A 15,639-nucleotide genomic window follows, 5' to 3' on the forward strand; every position below is an offset into this window, starting at 1 on the left:
GGCTGCCGCCGTGCCACCCGAGGGGGTAGGTTGTGGCGGTCCAGACAGCCTCGTCCATGGGGGACCCGTGCCCGTCCGACCACACCCGCGCGCCCGCCGACCCGTCGGCGCGCTCGCCGCGGCGCTGCTCGCCTCCGCGCTGACCGGCTGCGGCGGCGACGACCCGGTCGTCCTGGACGAGGAGCCCGTCGCCGCGCAGCCCACCGAGGCACCCGCGGTGAGCGACGAGCAGCAGCTGCGCGACCTCGTCGAGGCCTACGACGCCGCGCTCGACGAGGTGCAGGAGCGCGGAGGCGACGCCGCCGCCTTCGAGGGGGTGCTCACCGCCGACCTGGCGGCGGAGTACTCCCGCAACTACACCGACAACATCTACGGGAACGGAATGCAGATGCTGGGCTCCTGGTCCTTCGAGGTGGGCGACGTCGAGGTCGACGGCGACAGCGCGACGATCGAGGTGTGCACCGACGGGACCGACGTCTACGTCGTGCCGGCCGGTGAGGGCATCGGTGACGGCGCCCGCAACCAGGGGATCGCGCCGCAGGTGCTCACCGCGGAGCAGGTCGACGACGGCTGGTTGCTCGCCGGGGCGGCCGCGGGTGGGGAGGCCTGCGCATGAGCGCCGTGACCGGGGACCGGCCGCGCGTGTGGCGACGACTGCTCGCCGCCCTGCCGTTGCTGGCCGGCCTGCTGCTGGTGGTCGTGCCGGCCGGGCCGGCCGCGGCCGACCCGGTGTGCACTCCGCCCGCGCAGGCGACCTGGACCCCCGGCGGCGGTTACTCCTGCACCGTGCCCGGCGGAGGTGGTGGTGGAGGCTCCGAGGGCGGCGGAGACGGTGGCGGGTCGTCTGAGCCGACCTGCGTCCTCACGGGCGACTACACCTTCTGCGCCGGGGCCACGCCGTGCCGCCAGTTCGAGGGGCACCCGCCCTACATCGCCCCCGAGGGGCCCCAGCCGAGCCCGGAGGCGGTGTGGACGATCCGCGAGTGCGCGGGTCAGCCCATCGACGTCTTCTGGTCGACCGACGAGGAGCCCCAGCCGCCGTCCCTCGCCGAGCAGGCGCAGACCGCGATCGGGCAGATCGACCTGACGATGCCGGCGGTCCGCACCAGCCCCGCCGGCCGCACGATCGTCAACCTCCCCACGTGGTTCTGGGTCGACGGCGAGCAGCCGGAGCTGACCGGCAGCTCGGCCTTCGGGCTCGTGGCGATCGCCACCGCGCAGGAGCTGCGAGTCGACCCCGGCGACGGCAGCCCGGCCTTCACCTGTCCCTGGGTCACCAGCGCGGAGGAGGCCGAGGCGTCGTGCACCTACGCCTACCCCCGGGCGTCGTGGGACGGCGCCGCCTCGCACGACGGACGCCCCGCCCACGAGGCGGTCGTGACGACCACCTTCGCGCTCCGCTTCGAGGTCGGTGGCACCCCGGTGACGATCCCCGGGGCACCGACCACGCTGCCCGGCCCGCCCAGCACCGCCGTGGTCCGCGTCGACGAGGTGCAGAGCCTCGTGCGCAGCACCGGCTGAGCCGCCGGACGAGACCCGGGCCACAGAAAACCGGCCGCCGAGGTTTGGCGCCGCGCGGGCGGGGCAGAAGGGCGGTGTCCACCCCACGTCCTCAGGAGACGACATGACCGACGGCACCATCTCCGTATCCCACGGCGACATCGAGACCCAGGCGAAGAACCTTGCCGACATCAAGAACGAGCTCGAGCGCATCCTCACCGCCGCCAAGGCCCAGGTCGACAACCTGCGCGACAGCGGCGGCTTCAAGTCCTCCGCCGGTGACTCCTTCCAGGCCACCTACGAGGAGTGGACCGGCGCCAACATGAAGAGCGTCGGCCTCCTCGAGGAGATGTCGACCTACCTCACCAAGGCCTCGGGCGCCTTCGCCGACATCGACGCCGCCTACACCATCAAGTGATCCCCGCCTGACCCTGGGCCCGCGGGGGCCCCAGGACAGGTCGACGCAGGGCCCGGCACCGCACGGTGCCGGGCCCTGCTGCGTCCCCCCAGTCGAGCCTCACCGGGCGAGCGGCACCTGCACGCCCACCTGGTCGCCGTTGCCCGGGAAGAGCACCCCGCGCCCCGGCGTGACCCGGGCGACGAGCGACGTGCGCGCCACGCGGCCGCCGAAGACGTCGGCCCACAGCGCCTCCTGCGGCGAGAGCAGCAGGCCCTTGCGGCCCTTGCGGGCCTCGACGGTCCACCCGGAGAAGCCCGACGACAGCTCGCTCACGCCGCCGGCCACGCCGGTCGCGAAGCCGCGGTCGCGGCCCTGGCGGATGACGGCCAGCAGCACGGGCGCCAGCGGCCCCTCGCGCAGCAGCTCGCCGTCGTCGACCAGCACGAGCGCGCCGTCGGGGGTGCTGCGCAGCCGCTCCACGACGGCGGCCGGCTCCTGGTCGGTGCCCACGACCGCGGCCTCGCCCAGCTCCTCCGAGAGCGCGTTGGCCACCGGGGTGAAGGCCAGCACGCCGCGTCCGGTCGCTCGTGCCCAGCGGGCGAGGAAGAGCAGCGTCGAGGTGCGCCCGCTGCGCGGCGGCCCGAGCACGAGCGCCGGTGACGCCGTGGCCTCGACGCCGAGCAGGTCGAGGGCGTCGCCGCCCACGGCCAGCGGCACCTCCCCAGGGCGTACGTCGGCTGCGTGCGCCGCGAGGACCTCCGCTGCGTCGACCTCCACCGGGAGGGCGGCCAGGCGCACCGGGCGCTGGCCGGGAGCGGCCGGGGGCAGGTCGCGCTCGGCCCGGGCGAGCCGCTCCCCGAGCTCGCGCACCGCCGCGGCCTGCGCGGCACCCGACACGTCGTCGGTGAGGACCGCCACCTGCGCCTCGGTGCCGACCTCCGACCACAGGCCGCGGCCGTCGGCGAGGTCCTCCGGCACGTCCTTGGACCGCAGCCCCGCGCTGGCGTAGTCGCCGCGGTCGGGCAGGCGCAGCAGCAGCTTGTGCTCCACCATCGCCGAGACCCGTCCCGAGAGCAGTGACCGGTCGCCCGACACCACGACGTGCACGCCCACGCTGGCGCCCTCGCGCAGGAGGGTGAAGAGGCGGTCCTGGAGCCTGCCCATGTCGACCTCCGCCAGGTCGGACAGGAAGCCCTCGTAGCGGTCGACGAGCAGCAGGACGTAGGGCAGCCGGTCGGCCGGAGCGGCGGCCGCGCGCTGCTCGTCGACGTCGGCGAAGCCGGAGCGGCCCAGCACGTCCTGCCGCTCCTTGACGTCCGCGGCCAGGCGGTCGAGCAGCCGTCCGGCCCGCTCGACCTCGGTGCGCTGCACGACGGCGCCGGTGTGGGGCAGCGACGTGAGCGGCAGCAGGGCGCCGTTGCCGCAGTCGAGGCCGTGGACGTGCAGGTCGCGCGAGGTGGTCGCCGCGGCCAGGCCGGCGGCCAGGGTGCGCAGGGCGGTGGAGCGGCCCGAGCGGGGCCCGCCCACGACGTAGAGGTGGCCCGACGAGCCGAGGGTGAAGCTGCGTGCTCGCTGGGCCTGCTCGGCCGGGTGGTCCTCGACCGCCCACGGGGCGGCGTGACCGGTCACCGCGCCCGGGGCGGTGCCGGTGGCCCCGAAGCGGGTGCGCAGCTCGGCGACCGTCACCGGTGCCGGCAGCGCGGGCAGCCACGGCGAGTGCTGCGGCGCGATCGCGCGGAGCTCGACCGCCCCGCGCACGGCCCGCACGAGCACCGACAGGTCGGTCTCGCCCTCGTCGGTGGTCGGGCCGTCGAGGCGGGGACGGGCGGGCGCGGGGTGGCCGACGCGCGGCCAGGGCACCGACCAGGCGACGGGGGCCTCGCGCTCGAGGGGGGAGGCGGCACGCGGGCGGGCGCCGCCGACGCGGCCGGCCTGGAAGGGCAGCAGCGAGGTGTGGCCGAGTCGGGCGTAGCCGCGACCGGGCTGGTCGGGGCCGATCATCGCGGAGTCGGGGGCGTCGACGACGTCGCGCGACTCCGACTCGTCGGTGACGCGCAGCGCGATGCGCAGGTTGGTGTTGGCGCGGATGTCGTTGCTGATGACGCCGGAGGGCCGCTGCGTGGCCAGCACGAGGTGGATGCCGAGCGAGCGGCCGCGCTGGGCGATGGTCACGAGCCCGGTGACGAAGTCGGGGAGCTCGGCCTTGAGGCTGGCGAACTCGTCGATGACGATCGCGAGGCGCGGGATGGTCGGCAGCGACGGGTCGCGGCGCTGCAGCGCCCAGTAGTCCTCGAGGTCCTTCGCGCCCGGGCCCGCCAGCAGGTGCTCCCGGCGGCGCAGCTCGGCGCCGAGCGAGGTGAGGGCGCGCCCGACCAGGTGCGTGTCGAGGTCGGTCACCATCCCGACGGTGTGCGGCAGCTGGGCGCAGTCCTTGAAGGCCGACCCGCCCTTGTAGTCCACCAGCACGAACGTCATCTGCGCGGGGGTGTTGGCGAGCGCCAGCGAGGCGACGACGGTCTGCAGCAGCTCGGACTTGCCGGACCCGGTAGTGCCGGCGACGAGGGCGTGGGGGCCGTCCTTGCGCAGGTCGAGCCGGAAGGGGCCGTCGAAGCCGACGCCGACGACCACGTCGGTGCGGGCCTCCGGGCCCCACCGCCGCGCCACCAGGTCGGGCGTCGGGTCGGGCATCGCCACGCAGTCGAGCAGTCGCGCGGAGGCGGGCAGCGCGCTGACCTGCTCGTCGGGGGTCGTGTCGCGCACGGGGGCCAGCGCGCGGCCGACCAGCTCGGCCCAGGCGGGCTCGACGAGGTCGGGGCGGATCTGCGCGACCGCCTCCGAGCCGGTGCGCTGCAGCTCGACGAGGCCCTCCTGCACCTCCAGCACGGCCCCGCACTCCTCGGGCAGGGAGCGCCGGTCGTCGTCGAGGCAGAGCAGGTGCACGCCGGCGGCCGGGCCCTCGCGCAGCAGCGTGACGACGCCGGGCAGGGCGCGCAGCCGGCGCGCGCCGTCGAGCACGACCAGCACGTCGGGAGCCGGGGTGGGGGCAGAGGTGCGGGCGCCGAGCGGACCGCTCGCCTCGCGCCGCTGGTCGACCAGCTGCACGAGCTCGGCCACCCGTCGGGCCGTGGAGTCCTGGTCGGTGCCCAGCAGCGCGGCGACGGGCTCGCCGTCGCGGCGGCAGTGCGGCAGCCAGCGGGTCCAGCCCCACTGCTCCTCGCGCTCGCCGCCGGTGAGCACCACCAGGCGCACGTCCTTGGGCGAGTGCAGCACCGCGGCCTGGCCGACCAGCCACCGAGCGACGGCGTCCACCGCCGCCTGGTCCCCGCAGGCGCCCACGACCGGCACGTCGCGCAGCGACACCGAGACCGGCACGTCGCCGAGCACGTCGGGCTCGCGCGGCGCGTCGGTCTCCTTGCGCGAGCGGTCGCGCACGTCGATGGCGGAGGGCCGGTCGGCGACGCCGACCCGCAGCACGAGGTGGTCGGGGTCGCTGCGCCGCCGCGACCACAGCTGCTGGCCGGGACCGCGGGCCTGCAGCAGCAGCGCGGCCGCGTCGGGGTGGTCGGCGCGCAGGTCCTCGCGCTCGCGCTGCTGGGCCAGCGCGAGCCGGCGGTGCACCGACTGCAGCTCGCGGCGGTGCTCGATCAGCCGCTCGCGGTGGTCGCGCGCCGACCCGCGGCGCTGCACCACGTAGTTGAAGGCCGCCATGACGGGGGAGAGGGCCGCGAAGAGCAGGAACCGGTAGCTGCCGAAGACCAGCGCCATCGGCCCCGCCATCAGCACGGGCGCGACCACCATCTGCCACGGCACGGTCACCCGTCGCGGTGCGCGGGGCTCGGCCGGCACCACGAAGGAGGTCTCCCGCGGCGGGCGCAGCAGCCGCGGCGGCCGGTTGACGTCGAGGCCCAGCCGGTCGCCGCTCGGCGTCACGTCGGCGTCGGGCTGCCACACGCGGTGCCACTGCAGCACCGTCTGGCCCACGCGGAGGTCGGTGCCCTCCGGCCAGGTGACCGGTGCTGCCTCCTCGGCCTCCTCGCCGCCCGGCGTACGCCGTGCCCGCCGCGCCGCGCGCGCCTCCCGCTTCGCCCGGCGCCGGCGCGCCCGGCGCTCCTTGCGGGTCAGCACCGACGCGGGCAGCGCGTCGAGCTCCGCCGGCGTCGGGTCGTCGTCGTCGCGGCCCAGCGCGGCCTCGGCCGCCGCCACCAGCTCGGCGGCGTCGGCGGCCTCCTGCGGCGTGCGGCCGTCGACGCGGACCTCGAGCCCACTCGCGACCAGCTCCACCGTGCCGTCGGTGGTGACGCGCACCGTCAGCGCGTCGGCCGGCAGCAGCACGTCGGGCAGGGACATGCCGGTCGCGCCGTTGCCGAGCCGGTGTTCGCCGAGCCCGAGACGGTGCACGCGACCGGCACCGGGGCCGGAGACCACGCGCACCTCGGCGACGCCGCGCGGCAGCCCCGCCGTGCGCCCGTCGGGCTCGTGCAGCGCCAGGACCGAGCCCGGTCGCACGCCGGCCGCCCGCAGCGTCTCGTCACCGTCGACGCGGGCGCCGTCGACCCAGACCGCGGCCTGGCGCAGGAAGGTGGGGTGGGTGTCGCCGCCGGCCGCGCGCACGAGCGCGGGGAGCAGCTCGGCCACCGGGGTGTCGGGGTCGGCGTCGACCAGGACGTCGTGGGAGGTCCCGGCGGAGCCGTCCACGACCGTGACGCTGAACCTCACCCGCACACCCCTCGTCGTCCGGTCACTGCGAAGACCTATCATGACGGCGCTTCGCCGCATGGGGGCGCGCACCGCGGGGATCACACCTCGTGGTTGGAACGACGAGGCACGGGGAAGAAGCACAGCCGTGAGCACCGACACCACGACGCCGACCGACGCCGGCACCCGCGGAGCGCGCGGGCCGCGCCGCTCGCGTGACAAGCAGCCCGCGAGCCGCGGCTCCAGCGCCCCCGGCCGCACCGTCGAGCCGCCGCGACAGCGCCGACCCGCCCTGGCCGCGCTGGCGGTCGTCCTCGTCGTCGGCGGCGCGCTGCTCGCCGGGGTGCTGGCGGTGCGCATGGACGAGCGCGTGCCCGTGCTCGCGGCGGCCCGCGAGATCCCGCCCGGCACCGAGATCACCGCGGCCGACCTCGTCGAGGTCGCCGTGGCCAGCGACGGCCTCGACGTGCTGCCCGCCGCGGCCGTCGACCAGGTGCTGGGCGCCTACAGCGTCAGCACCATCCCGCAGGGGTCGCTGGTCAACGCCGGCAACCTGTCCACCCAGGCCCCGGTCGGCGACGGCCGCGCCCAGGTGTCCGTGCCGCTCAACCCGGCGCTGACCCCGACCGGCCTCACCACCGGTGACCTGGTCGAGGTGGTGCGCGTGAGCGGGGGCAACGTGACCCGGGCGCGCGTGCTGACCGAGGGCCTCGTCGTCGACGTCGACGGCGGCAGCGCCGACGACCTGGGCGGCATCCAGCTCGGCACGGTCACGCTGCTGGTCCCGACAGAGGTGGCGGCCGAGGTGGTCGACGCCGCGGGCGCCGACCTCGCCGGGCTGGCGCTGCTCGAGCGCGGCCAGCCCGTCGACACCGACCTGGAGGTCGGCTCGTGAGCGTGGTCGTCCTCGCGTCGGCCAAGGGTGCCCCGGGCGTGAGCCTCGCGGCCCAGGCCCTGGCGTGGGCGTGGCCCCGCGACGTGGTCCTCGCCGACGTCGACCCGGCCGGCAGCGACGTCGTGTGGCGCTGCCGCGACGCCGCGGGGGAGCCCCTCGACCCCGACCGCGGCCTGCTGACCCTCGGGGCCGCCGCACGCCGCGGTGCCGCCGAGACCACGCTCGCCGAGCACCTGCAGGACACCTGGCTGGGCTTCCCGGTGCTCGCCGGCGTGCCCTCGCCCGAGCAGCTCACCGGCATCAGCGGTGTGTGGAGCCAGCTGCCGGCCGTCTTCGACGCCCACCCCGCCGACGTCCTCGTCGACGTGGGCCGTGTCGTCCCCGGGTCGGTCACCGTGCCGCTGCTGCTGCGCGCCGACCTGGTCTGCTTCGTCGTGCGCCCCGACCTCGAGGGTGCCGCGCAGCTGCGGGCGCGGCTGCGCGGGCTCTCGGACGCGCTGCGGCTCGACGAGCCCGGCGCCCGACCCGTCGCGGTGGCGGTCGTCACCTCCTACCGCGACACCGCGGTGGTCGCCGACCTGCAGCGCCTCCTCGATTCCGAGGGCCTGGCCGCCACCGTCGTCGGCCTGGTCGCCGACGACGCGAAAGGCGGGCGGGTCTTCACCGCGAGCCGCTCGGGCAAGCCGCAGGGCACCCTGCTCGGCCGCTCCGCCCGCACCCTCGCCGACGCGCTCGTGAGCGAGCTCGGCCGCACCCCGGCGGCGGTGGTCTGAGGTGGACCAGCAGCTCGTGCGCCGCCTCCGCGAGGAGGTCGCCGACGTCCTGTCCCGCCAGCGCCGCGAGGACGCCGCCAACGGTCTGCCGCCGATGTCGGCGGAGGACGAGCGCCAGTTCGCCCGCGCGGTGGTCAGCCGCGTCCTCGACGGCTACGCCCGCGAGGAGGTCCGCGCCGGCCGCACGCCGCCGAGCCCGGAGGAGGAGACCGCGCTCGCCGAGGGCGTCCACGCCGCCCTCTTCGGCGTCGGTCGCCTGCAGCCGCTCCTCGACGACCCCGACATCGAGAACATCGACGTCAACGGCTGCGACCGCGTCTTCATCGGCTACGCCGACGGCCGCGAGGAGCTCGGCCCGCCGATCGCCGACAGCGACGACGAGCTCGTCGAGCTGGTGCAGACGCTCGGCGCCTACAGCGGCCTGACCAGCCGTCCCTTCGACACCGTCAACCCCCAGCTCGACATCCGGCTGCCCGACGGCTCGCGGCTCTCCGCCGTCATGGGCGTGTGCCAGCGGCCCTCGCTGTCGATCCGGCGGGCGCGACTCTCGCGGGTCTCGCTCGACACCCTGGTCGGCTACGGCACGATGTCGCCGGAGCTGGCCGCGTTCCTCTCCGCCGCGGTGCGGGCGCGCAAGAACATCATGATCGCGGGGGCCACCAACGCCGGCAAGACGACGCTGCTGCGCGCGCTGGCCAACGAGATCGAGCCCCACGAGCGGCTCATCACCGTGGAGCGGGCGCTCGAGCTCGGGCTCGGCGAGTTCCCCGACCTGCACCCCAACGTCGTCGCCTTCGAGGAGCGGCTGCCCAACTCCGAGGGCACCGGGGCCATCGGCATGGCCGAGCTGGTGCGCCGCTCGCTGCGCATGAACCCCAGCCGCGTCATCGTCGGCGAGGTGCTCGGCGACGAGATCGTCACCATGCTCAACGCGATGAGCCAGGGCAACGACGGCTCGCTGTCGACGATCCACGCCAACTCCTCGGCCGAGGTCTTCAACCGCATCTGCACCTACGCCATCCAGAGCGCGGAGCGGTTGCCGTCGGAGGCCACCATGATGCTCATCGGCGGTGCGATCGACTTCGTGGTCTTCGTCGAGCGCATCAACACCTTCGCCTCCGGCGGTCAGCTGCGCCGCACCGTCACCTCCGTGCGCGAGGTCAACGGCGTCGACGGTCGGGTGCTCTCCAGCGAGGTCTTCGCGCTCGGCCCCGACGACGTCGCGGTGCCCGCGGCCGCGGTGTCGTGCCTGGCCGACCTCGAGCGCGCGGGCTACCAGCCCGGTGCGGCCGCCACCTGGCTCGAGCCGGTGTCGTGAGCATCGACCCGACCACGCTGCTGGTCGTGCTGGCGGCCGCCCTCGCCGCCGGCGGCCTGGTGCTCCTCGTCGTGGCCCTCACCCCGCGCGAGCCCTCGCCCGTGCAGGCCGCACCCTCGCGGCTGCTCGAGCAGGCCAAGGGCGCCGGCAAGCGGGTGCCGCTGGCGGTGGGCGCCGCCCTGCTGACCCTGCTGCTCACCCGCTGGGTCGTGGCCGCGGCGGCGGTCGGTGCCCTCGTGGTGCTCTGGGACGCGCTCTTCGGCGGCGCCAAGGAGGCCAAGCGCAGCGTCGCCCGGGTCGAGGCGCTGGCGGCCTGGACCGAGTCGCTGCGCGACACCGTCGCCGGCGCCGTCGGTCTCGAGCAGGCCATCCCGTCCACGGTGCAGGCCGCCGCCCCGGTCATCCAGGGCGAGCTGCAGACCCTGGCCGACCGGCTGCGGGTCCGCGTGCCGCTGCCCGAGGCCCTGCAGCGCTTCGCCGACGACCTCGACGACTCCGGCGCCGACCTCATCGTCGCCGCGCTCATCCTCAACTCCCGGCTGCGCGGTCCCGGCCTGCGCCAGGTGCTCGGCTCCCTGGCGGAGTCGGCACGCGCCGAGCTCGACATGCGCCAGCGCGTCAACGCCGGCCGCCGCAGCACCCAGCGCAGCGTGCAGATCGTCGTCGGCGTGACCGTCCTCTTCGTCGTCGGCCTGCGGCTGTTCAACCCCGCCTACGTCGAGCCCTACGGCTCGCCCGTCGGCCAGGTCGTCCTCGCCTTCGTGCTCGGGTTCTTCGTCGCCGGCATCCTGTGGCTGCGCCGGCTCTCCCGCTTCGAGACCCCCGAGCGCTTCCTGCGCTCGCGGACGGTGGGTGCGCGGTGAGCCTCGTCCTCGTCCTGCTCGCCGGTGGCCTGGTGGGCGCCGGGCTGCTGCTGACCGGCTACCTGCTGGCGCAGCCCCGCACCTCCGGTCCGGTCGCGCTGGCCCAGCTCGACGCCCGCCTGGCCCGCGGCCGGCGTGAGGCCAGCCTGACCGCCGATCGCCGCCACCAGGCGGAGTCCGCGCGGATGCGCCGCCTCGGCTCCGAGGTGGCGCAGAGCCTCGAGACCCGCGGGGTGTCCCTGCCCCGCACGCTCGGCGCCGCCCTGTCGCTGGTCGGCCAGAGCCAGGAGATGTTCCTCGCCCGCTCGCTCGTCGGGGCCCTGCTCGGCTTCCTCGTGCCCGTCCTCGCCCTCGCCCCCGTGACCGCGCTGGGGTTCGTCGCCCCCGTCGTGCCGCTGTGGCTGATGCTGATCGGGGCGGCCGTCGGCACGCTCGTGCCCTACGCCGACGTCGTGCGGGCGGCGGAGTCGCGCCGGCGCGACTTCCGCTACGTCGTGAGCTCCTTCCTCGACCTCGTCGCGATGAACCTCGCGGGCGGCCGGGGCGTGCCCGAGGCGCTGCAGGCCGCCGCCTCGATCTCCGACGGGTGGGCCATGGTGCGCATCCGCGACACCCTCGAGGCCGCCCGGTTGCAGGGCACCACGCCGTGGGCCGCGCTGGGACAGCTCGGAGAGGAGCTCGACGTCGACGAGCTCCGCGACCTGGCCGCGGCCCTGGCCCTCGTCGCCGAGGACGGCGCCAAGGTGCGCGACTCGCTCACCGCCCGCGCCGCTTCGATGCGCAAGCGCGAGCTGGCCGACGCCGAGGGCCGCGCCGCGGCCCGCTCCCAGTCGATGCTGGTCGCGCAGCTGCTGCTGTGCGTCGGCTTCTTGCTGTTCCTCACCTACCCCGCAGTCGCCCGCGTGCTCGGCTGACCAGACCACCACCGAACCAGGATTGACCGTGGGCCACCCGGGGAAGGGTGGCTCCGAGACCCTTCCAGAGAGGAAGACCCCCATGCTGCACTCCCTCCAGCTCCTCACCCTGTTCCTCGGCGCCCGCCTCGACCGCGCCCGCGACGACGAGCGCGGCGCCTCCGCGGTCGAGTGGGTGATCATCACCGCGCTGCTCGTCGGCATCGCCGCCGCCGTCGGCGCGATCCTGCTCAACACCATCGAGGACGGCGCCAACAGCATCGACCTCGGCATCTGATGGCGCGCCCCGCCGACCGGCGGGGCGAGCGCGGGGCTTCGTCGGTGGAGCTCGTGCTCTACACGCCCCTGCTGATGTTCGTGATCTTCCTGGCCGTCCAGTTCGTCCTGGTCTACCTCGGCAACCAGGCGGCCAGCGCCGTCGCGCGCGAGGCCTCCCGGGTGGCCCGGACCACCCAGAGCGAGGCCGAGGCCCAGCGCGCCGGCCGCCAGCTGGCCGAGAACATCGGCCAGGGCGTGCTCGAGGACTACGACATCACCATCCGGCTGGTCGGCGACGAGCGGGTGCGGGTGACCGTGACCGGACGCGCCCAGGAGATCTCCCCGGTCGGCGTGCCGCGGGTGAGCCAGAGCGTCGAGGGCCCGATCGAGCGCTTCGTGGGGGGCCCGTGACCACCCGGCGCACCCGCCGCGACGAGCGCGGCTCGATGGCGGTCGAGATCGTCATCCTCACCCCGGTGCTCTTCGCCTTCGTGCTCCTCGTCGTGGTCTTCGGCAAGTACGTCGGCGTGCGCGGCGACGTCGACGCCGCGGCCCGCGACGCGGCGCGGGAGGCGTCCTTCCAGACCTCGCGCGCCGCGGCCGAGGCCGCGGCGCGCCAGACCGTCGCCGTCCAGCTCGACGGCGACACGACCTGCCAGCGGGTCGCGGTCGACCTCACCGGCTGGGGACCCGGCGGCGAGGTGGCCGTCGACCTGCGCTGCAGCACCTCCCTGGCCGGCCTCGGCCTCATCGGCGTGCCGGGGGCCGCCCAGGTGAGCGGCGACGCCGTCGTGCCGCTCGACCCCTACCGGAGCTACCAGTGAGCGCCCCGGGACGACGCCGCGACGAGCGCGGCACCGCCACCGCCTTCGTGGTCGGCATGTCGGTGACGCTGCTGGCCTGCGCCGGCCTCGTGGTCGACGGCGGCACCGCGATCAACGCGCGGATGAAGCTCGCCGACGAGGTCGAGCAGGCCGCCCGCGCCGGAGCCCAGCAGATCGACGTCGACACCCTGCGCGCCACCGGCACGCTGCAGCTCGACCGCGGTGCGGCCGAGCAGGCCGCCCGCACGTTCATCGGCGGCCGCGGCTACTCCGGCGGCGCGGTGGCGGTCGACGCCGACACCGTGACCGTGACGGCCGACGAGGTCGTCGAGACCACCCTCCTCACCCTCATCGGCATCCGCACCTTCGAGGTGTCCGCCACAGCGACCGCGGAGGCGGCGACCCAGTGACCAGCACCCAGGACCCGACCCAGACCCGCGGCCCGGAGCGGTTCGCCGTGCGCCCCGCGGCGCCCGCACGACCCTCGCTCGGCAAGGCGGCGCTGGCCGCCCTCGCGCTGCTCGGGCTGCTGGTGGGCATCCCGGCCGCGCTGTGGGCGCTCAGCGGGCCGCCGCCGGTGCCGACCGGGCTGCCCGGCCGGGCCGAGCTGACCCAGCCGCTGACCGTCGACGCCCTGCTGACCGTGCTCGCGGCGGTCGTGTGGCTCGCCTGGCTGCAGTTCGCCGTGTGCACGCTGGTCGAGCTCGTGAGCCTGGTGCGCGGCGGCGGGCTGCCCCGCCCCGTGCCGCTGTCGGGCCGCTCGCAGGCCCTGGCCCGCGCGCTCGTCGGCACGCTGCTGGTCGGCACCTCCTTCCTCGGGTCGACCGGGGCGGCGAGCGCGGCGACGGCCGCGCCCGACGCCACCCTGGGCACCACGGTGCAGGTGGCCGACGACCGCGGGGCGGGGGACGCCGCAGGCCCGGGTGGCGGTGCGGCGGCGACGAGCGACGGGACCGTCGCCGAGCAGACCGCACGTGCCGACCGGCCGGCGCAGCTCATGGAGCGCGTGCCGGGCGTGCCCGCCGACATGGTCGACGTGATCGGCCACAAGGTCGCGGTCGTGCAGCCGCCGGACGGGCACTACCACGACAACCTCTGGGACATCGCCGAGCGCCACCTCGGCGACGGCCGCCGCTGGAAGGAGGTCTTCGACCTCAACCAGGGCCGGCAGCAGCCCGACGGCGGCGAGCTCGTGCTCGGCCGGCTGATCCAGCCCGGCTGGGTGCTGATCATGCCCGACGACGCCCGCGGGGTGCCCCGGGTGCACGCCGTGGCCGACGCCACGACCACCACTCCCGTCCCGAGCGACGAGGCGCCGCTGGAGGCGCCCGGCGAGGCGCCGGGTGAGGCCCCGGCCGACCTGCTGGCCTCCGACCGCCTCGGCGTGGCGCTCACCGGGGGCCTGCTCGCCGCGGTGCTCGCCGGCGCGCTGGCGGCCGAGCGCCGCCGCCGCCGCGGCACCGACCCGGGCGACGACGCCCTGGAGACGGAGGTGCGCCTGCTCGTCGGCGCCGAGCCCGAGCGGGTGCGCCGCCTCGACCACGCCCTGCGCGCCCTCTCGGGCACCTGCCGCGCCGAGCGCGTCGCCCTCCCGCAGGTCTACGCCGCCTCCGTCGACGACGACGCGGTGGAGCTGCGCGTGGCCCCGCCCGCACCGACCGCCCCGGCGCCCTGGTCCGCCCTCGACGGCGGCGCCCGGTGGCGCCTCGAGCGCGACGTGGCGGCCGCGCGCGAGGCGGCCGAGGAGCCCACCGACCTGGGCCACGCGCCGTACCCCGGCCTGGTCTGCCTGGGCCGCGACGACCGCGGCGCCGACGTGCTCGTCGACCTCGAGGCCGTCGCCGGCCCGCTCGCCGTCGGCGGTGCGGGCACGGTCGCCCGCGAGGTCGTCTCGGCCCTCGCCGTGCAGCTCGCGACGGCGCCGTGGGCCGACGAGCAGCAGGTGTGGGGCCACCACCTCGCCCCGGTGCTCGCCGGGGTCACGGGCCCCTCGCTGCACGCGGTCGACGACCTCGGTCCGCTGCTGGCCGCGTGGGCGGAGCGCTCGCCGCGACGCGACGCGCAGGAGGTGCTGGGCGGTCGCCTGGGGCGCCACCCGGGCTCGTCCCCGCAGTACCTCCTGCTCGGCTCCGAGCCCGACGAGGAGTCCCTCGCCCGCCTCGACGCGCTCGTCGCGGCCGGGGCGCGCGGCCTCGGCGTCGTGGCCGCGGTGCCGCTGCCGAGCGCGCGCTGGCGCCTCGAGGTCGACGAGGCGGGCCGCCTCAGCGTGCCGCTGCTCGACCTGGAGCTCGACGCGGTCCGCCTCACGGAGGCGGCCGCGGAGGAGCTGGCCACGCTGTTCGCGGCAGCGCGGGAGGAGGCGGCGCCCGTCGCCGCCGACCGCCCCCGCGTGCCGGCGGTGCCCCACGGCACCGCCACCGACGACGGCCACTGGGGCTCGGCGCCGGTGCGGGTGGGCCTGCTGGGGCCGCTGGAGCTGCGCGCCGACGGTCAGCTCGACGCGAGCCGGCGCGACCTGGCGACCGAGGTCGTCGTCTTCCTCGCCGCGCAGACCGCTCCCGTGCACCCGAGCGTGGTCGGCGCCTCGGTGTGGCCGCGCGGGGTGACACCGGAGGTGCGCGACGCCACGATCGCGCGCACCCGCGACTGGCTCGGCACCGACGACGACGGCAACCCGCTGCTGCGCGAGACGGCCGAGGGTCGACTCCACCTCGCCCCCGACGTGGCGGTCGACTGGTGGGCCTTCTGCGCCCTCGTGGGCCGGGCCCGCGACGCCGCCCCGCGCGAGGAGCGCGAGCTGCTGCGCCGCGCGCTCCAGCTGGTGCGCGGCGAGGTGCTGGTGGGACGACCGGCCGGTCGCTACTCCTGGCTGCCGCGCACGCGCCTCGAGCGCCAGGCCGTGGAGCTGGTCGTCGACGCGGCGCACCGGCTCGCAGAGGTCTCGACCGACGACGACCCGAGCGGCGCGGCCGCGGCGTGCCGGGCGGGCCTGCGGCTGGCGCCCACCTCCCAGGTGCTCTGGCGCGACCTGCTGCGCGCCGAGCACCGTCGCCCCGACGGCCCCGGGACCGCGGCCGTGGTCGACGAGGCCGTGCAGGAGCTGCAGGCCGCGGGTGGCGGGCTGGAGCCGGAGACCGAGGCGCTCGTCGTCGAGCTGCTCCCGGGCCACCGGCCCGACGACGAGCAGGTGGGCTGAGCC

The 15,639-nt window shown here is 76.4% G+C and carries 14 protein-coding genes; 13 read left to right on the forward strand and 1 reads right to left on the reverse strand.

Annotated features, from left to right (window positions below; all coding sequences use genetic code 11):
* Positions 1-67: 67 nt before the first annotated feature.
* The 3 genes from BJ989_RS07215 (at position 68) to BJ989_RS07225 (ending at position 1,918) form a co-directional block, all read left to right on the forward strand.
* Positions 68-616, forward strand: coding sequence for a hypothetical protein (locus BJ989_RS07215; protein ID WP_179517617.1), 549 nt, complete (start codon positions 68-70; stop codon positions 614-616).
* Positions 613-1,521: a hypothetical protein gene (locus tag BJ989_RS07220; RefSeq protein ID WP_179517618.1), complete on the forward strand. Its 909-nt coding sequence runs from the start codon at positions 613-615 to the stop codon at positions 1,519-1,521. The genes BJ989_RS07215 and BJ989_RS07220 overlap by 4 nt, the downstream gene beginning before the upstream one ends.
* A gap of 103 nt (positions 1,522-1,624) precedes the next feature.
* The gene (locus tag BJ989_RS07225) at positions 1,625-1,918 is read left to right on the forward strand and encodes a WXG100 family type VII secretion target (protein WP_179517619.1); all 294 of its coding nucleotides are present in this window, start codon (positions 1,625-1,627) and stop codon (positions 1,916-1,918) included.
* Between the two features lie 99 nt (positions 1,919-2,017).
* Here the strand turns inward: BJ989_RS07225 and BJ989_RS18730 are convergent, their stop codons facing one another.
* On the reverse strand, positions 2,018-6,616 hold the full coding sequence (locus tag BJ989_RS18730) for an FtsK/SpoIIIE domain-containing protein (protein ID WP_179517620.1): 4,599 nt from the start codon (positions 6,614-6,616) through the stop codon (positions 2,018-2,020).
* Positions 6,617-6,743: 127 nt separating this feature from the next.
* On the opposite strand from BJ989_RS18730, the gene BJ989_RS07235 reads away from it, so the two are divergent.
* The 10 genes from BJ989_RS07235 (at position 6,744) to BJ989_RS07280 (ending at position 15,636) form a co-directional block, all read left to right on the forward strand.
* Complete coding sequence (locus tag BJ989_RS07235) at positions 6,744-7,490, forward strand: SAF domain-containing protein (protein WP_179517621.1); 747 nt, start codon at positions 6,744-6,746, stop codon at positions 7,488-7,490.
* A complete protein-coding gene (locus BJ989_RS07240; protein ID WP_179517622.1) occupies positions 7,487-8,263 on the forward strand; it encodes a hypothetical protein in 777 nt (258 codons plus the stop codon). Before BJ989_RS07235 ends, BJ989_RS07240 begins: the two co-directional genes overlap by 4 nt.
* Before the next feature lies 1 nt (position 8,264).
* Positions 8,265-9,581, forward strand: a complete 1,317-nt coding sequence (locus tag BJ989_RS07245) for an ATPase, T2SS/T4P/T4SS family (protein WP_179517623.1) — start codon at positions 8,265-8,267, stop codon at positions 9,579-9,581.
* Positions 9,578-10,444 (forward strand): type II secretion system F family protein, encoded by an 867-nt coding sequence (locus BJ989_RS07250; protein ID WP_343049162.1) that lies wholly within the window; start codon positions 9,578-9,580, stop codon positions 10,442-10,444. The genes BJ989_RS07245 and BJ989_RS07250 overlap by 4 nt, the downstream gene beginning before the upstream one ends.
* Positions 10,441-11,358: a type II secretion system F family protein gene (locus BJ989_RS07255; RefSeq protein WP_179517624.1), complete on the forward strand. Its 918-nt coding sequence runs from the start codon at positions 10,441-10,443 to the stop codon at positions 11,356-11,358. Before BJ989_RS07250 ends, BJ989_RS07255 begins: the two co-directional genes overlap by 4 nt.
* 82 nt (positions 11,359-11,440) lie before the next feature.
* A complete protein-coding gene (locus BJ989_RS07260) occupies positions 11,441-11,635 on the forward strand; it encodes a hypothetical protein (RefSeq protein WP_179517625.1) in 195 nt (64 codons plus the stop codon).
* Between the two features lie 44 nt (positions 11,636-11,679).
* The gene (locus BJ989_RS07265) at positions 11,680-12,027 is read left to right on the forward strand and encodes a TadE family protein (RefSeq protein ID WP_343049163.1); all 348 of its coding nucleotides are present in this window, start codon (positions 11,680-11,682) and stop codon (positions 12,025-12,027) included.
* Positions 12,024-12,440, forward strand: a complete 417-nt coding sequence (locus tag BJ989_RS07270; protein WP_343049164.1) for a TadE/TadG family type IV pilus assembly protein — start codon at positions 12,024-12,026, stop codon at positions 12,438-12,440. The genes BJ989_RS07265 and BJ989_RS07270 overlap by 4 nt, the downstream gene beginning before the upstream one ends.
* Positions 12,437-12,850 (forward strand): pilus assembly protein TadG-related protein, encoded by a 414-nt coding sequence (locus tag BJ989_RS07275; protein WP_179517627.1) that lies wholly within the window; start codon positions 12,437-12,439, stop codon positions 12,848-12,850. Before BJ989_RS07270 ends, BJ989_RS07275 begins: the two co-directional genes overlap by 4 nt.
* On the forward strand, positions 12,847-15,636 hold the full coding sequence (locus BJ989_RS07280) for a BTAD domain-containing putative transcriptional regulator (RefSeq protein WP_179517628.1): 2,790 nt from the start codon (positions 12,847-12,849) through the stop codon (positions 15,634-15,636). Before BJ989_RS07275 ends, BJ989_RS07280 begins: the two co-directional genes overlap by 4 nt.
* Positions 15,637-15,639: the final 3 nt, after the last annotated feature.

The sequence above is a fragment of the Nocardioides perillae genome (assembly GCF_013409425.1).
GTDB lineage: Bacteria > Actinomycetota > Actinomycetes > Propionibacteriales > Nocardioidaceae > Nocardioides > Nocardioides perillae.

Bases quoted from the DNA above. Each gene is read 5' to 3' on its own strand.
- BJ989_RS07220 (WP_179517618.1), top strand. From the start codon at position 613: ATGAGCGCCGTGACCGGGGACCGGCCGCGCGTGTGGCGACGACTGCTC.
- BJ989_RS07225 (WP_179517619.1), top strand. From the start codon at position 1,625: ATGACCGACGGCACCATCTCCGTATCCCACGGCGACATCGAGACCCAG.
- BJ989_RS07260 (WP_179517625.1), top strand. From the start codon at position 11,441: ATGCTGCACTCCCTCCAGCTCCTCACCCTGTTCCTCGGCGCCCGCCTC.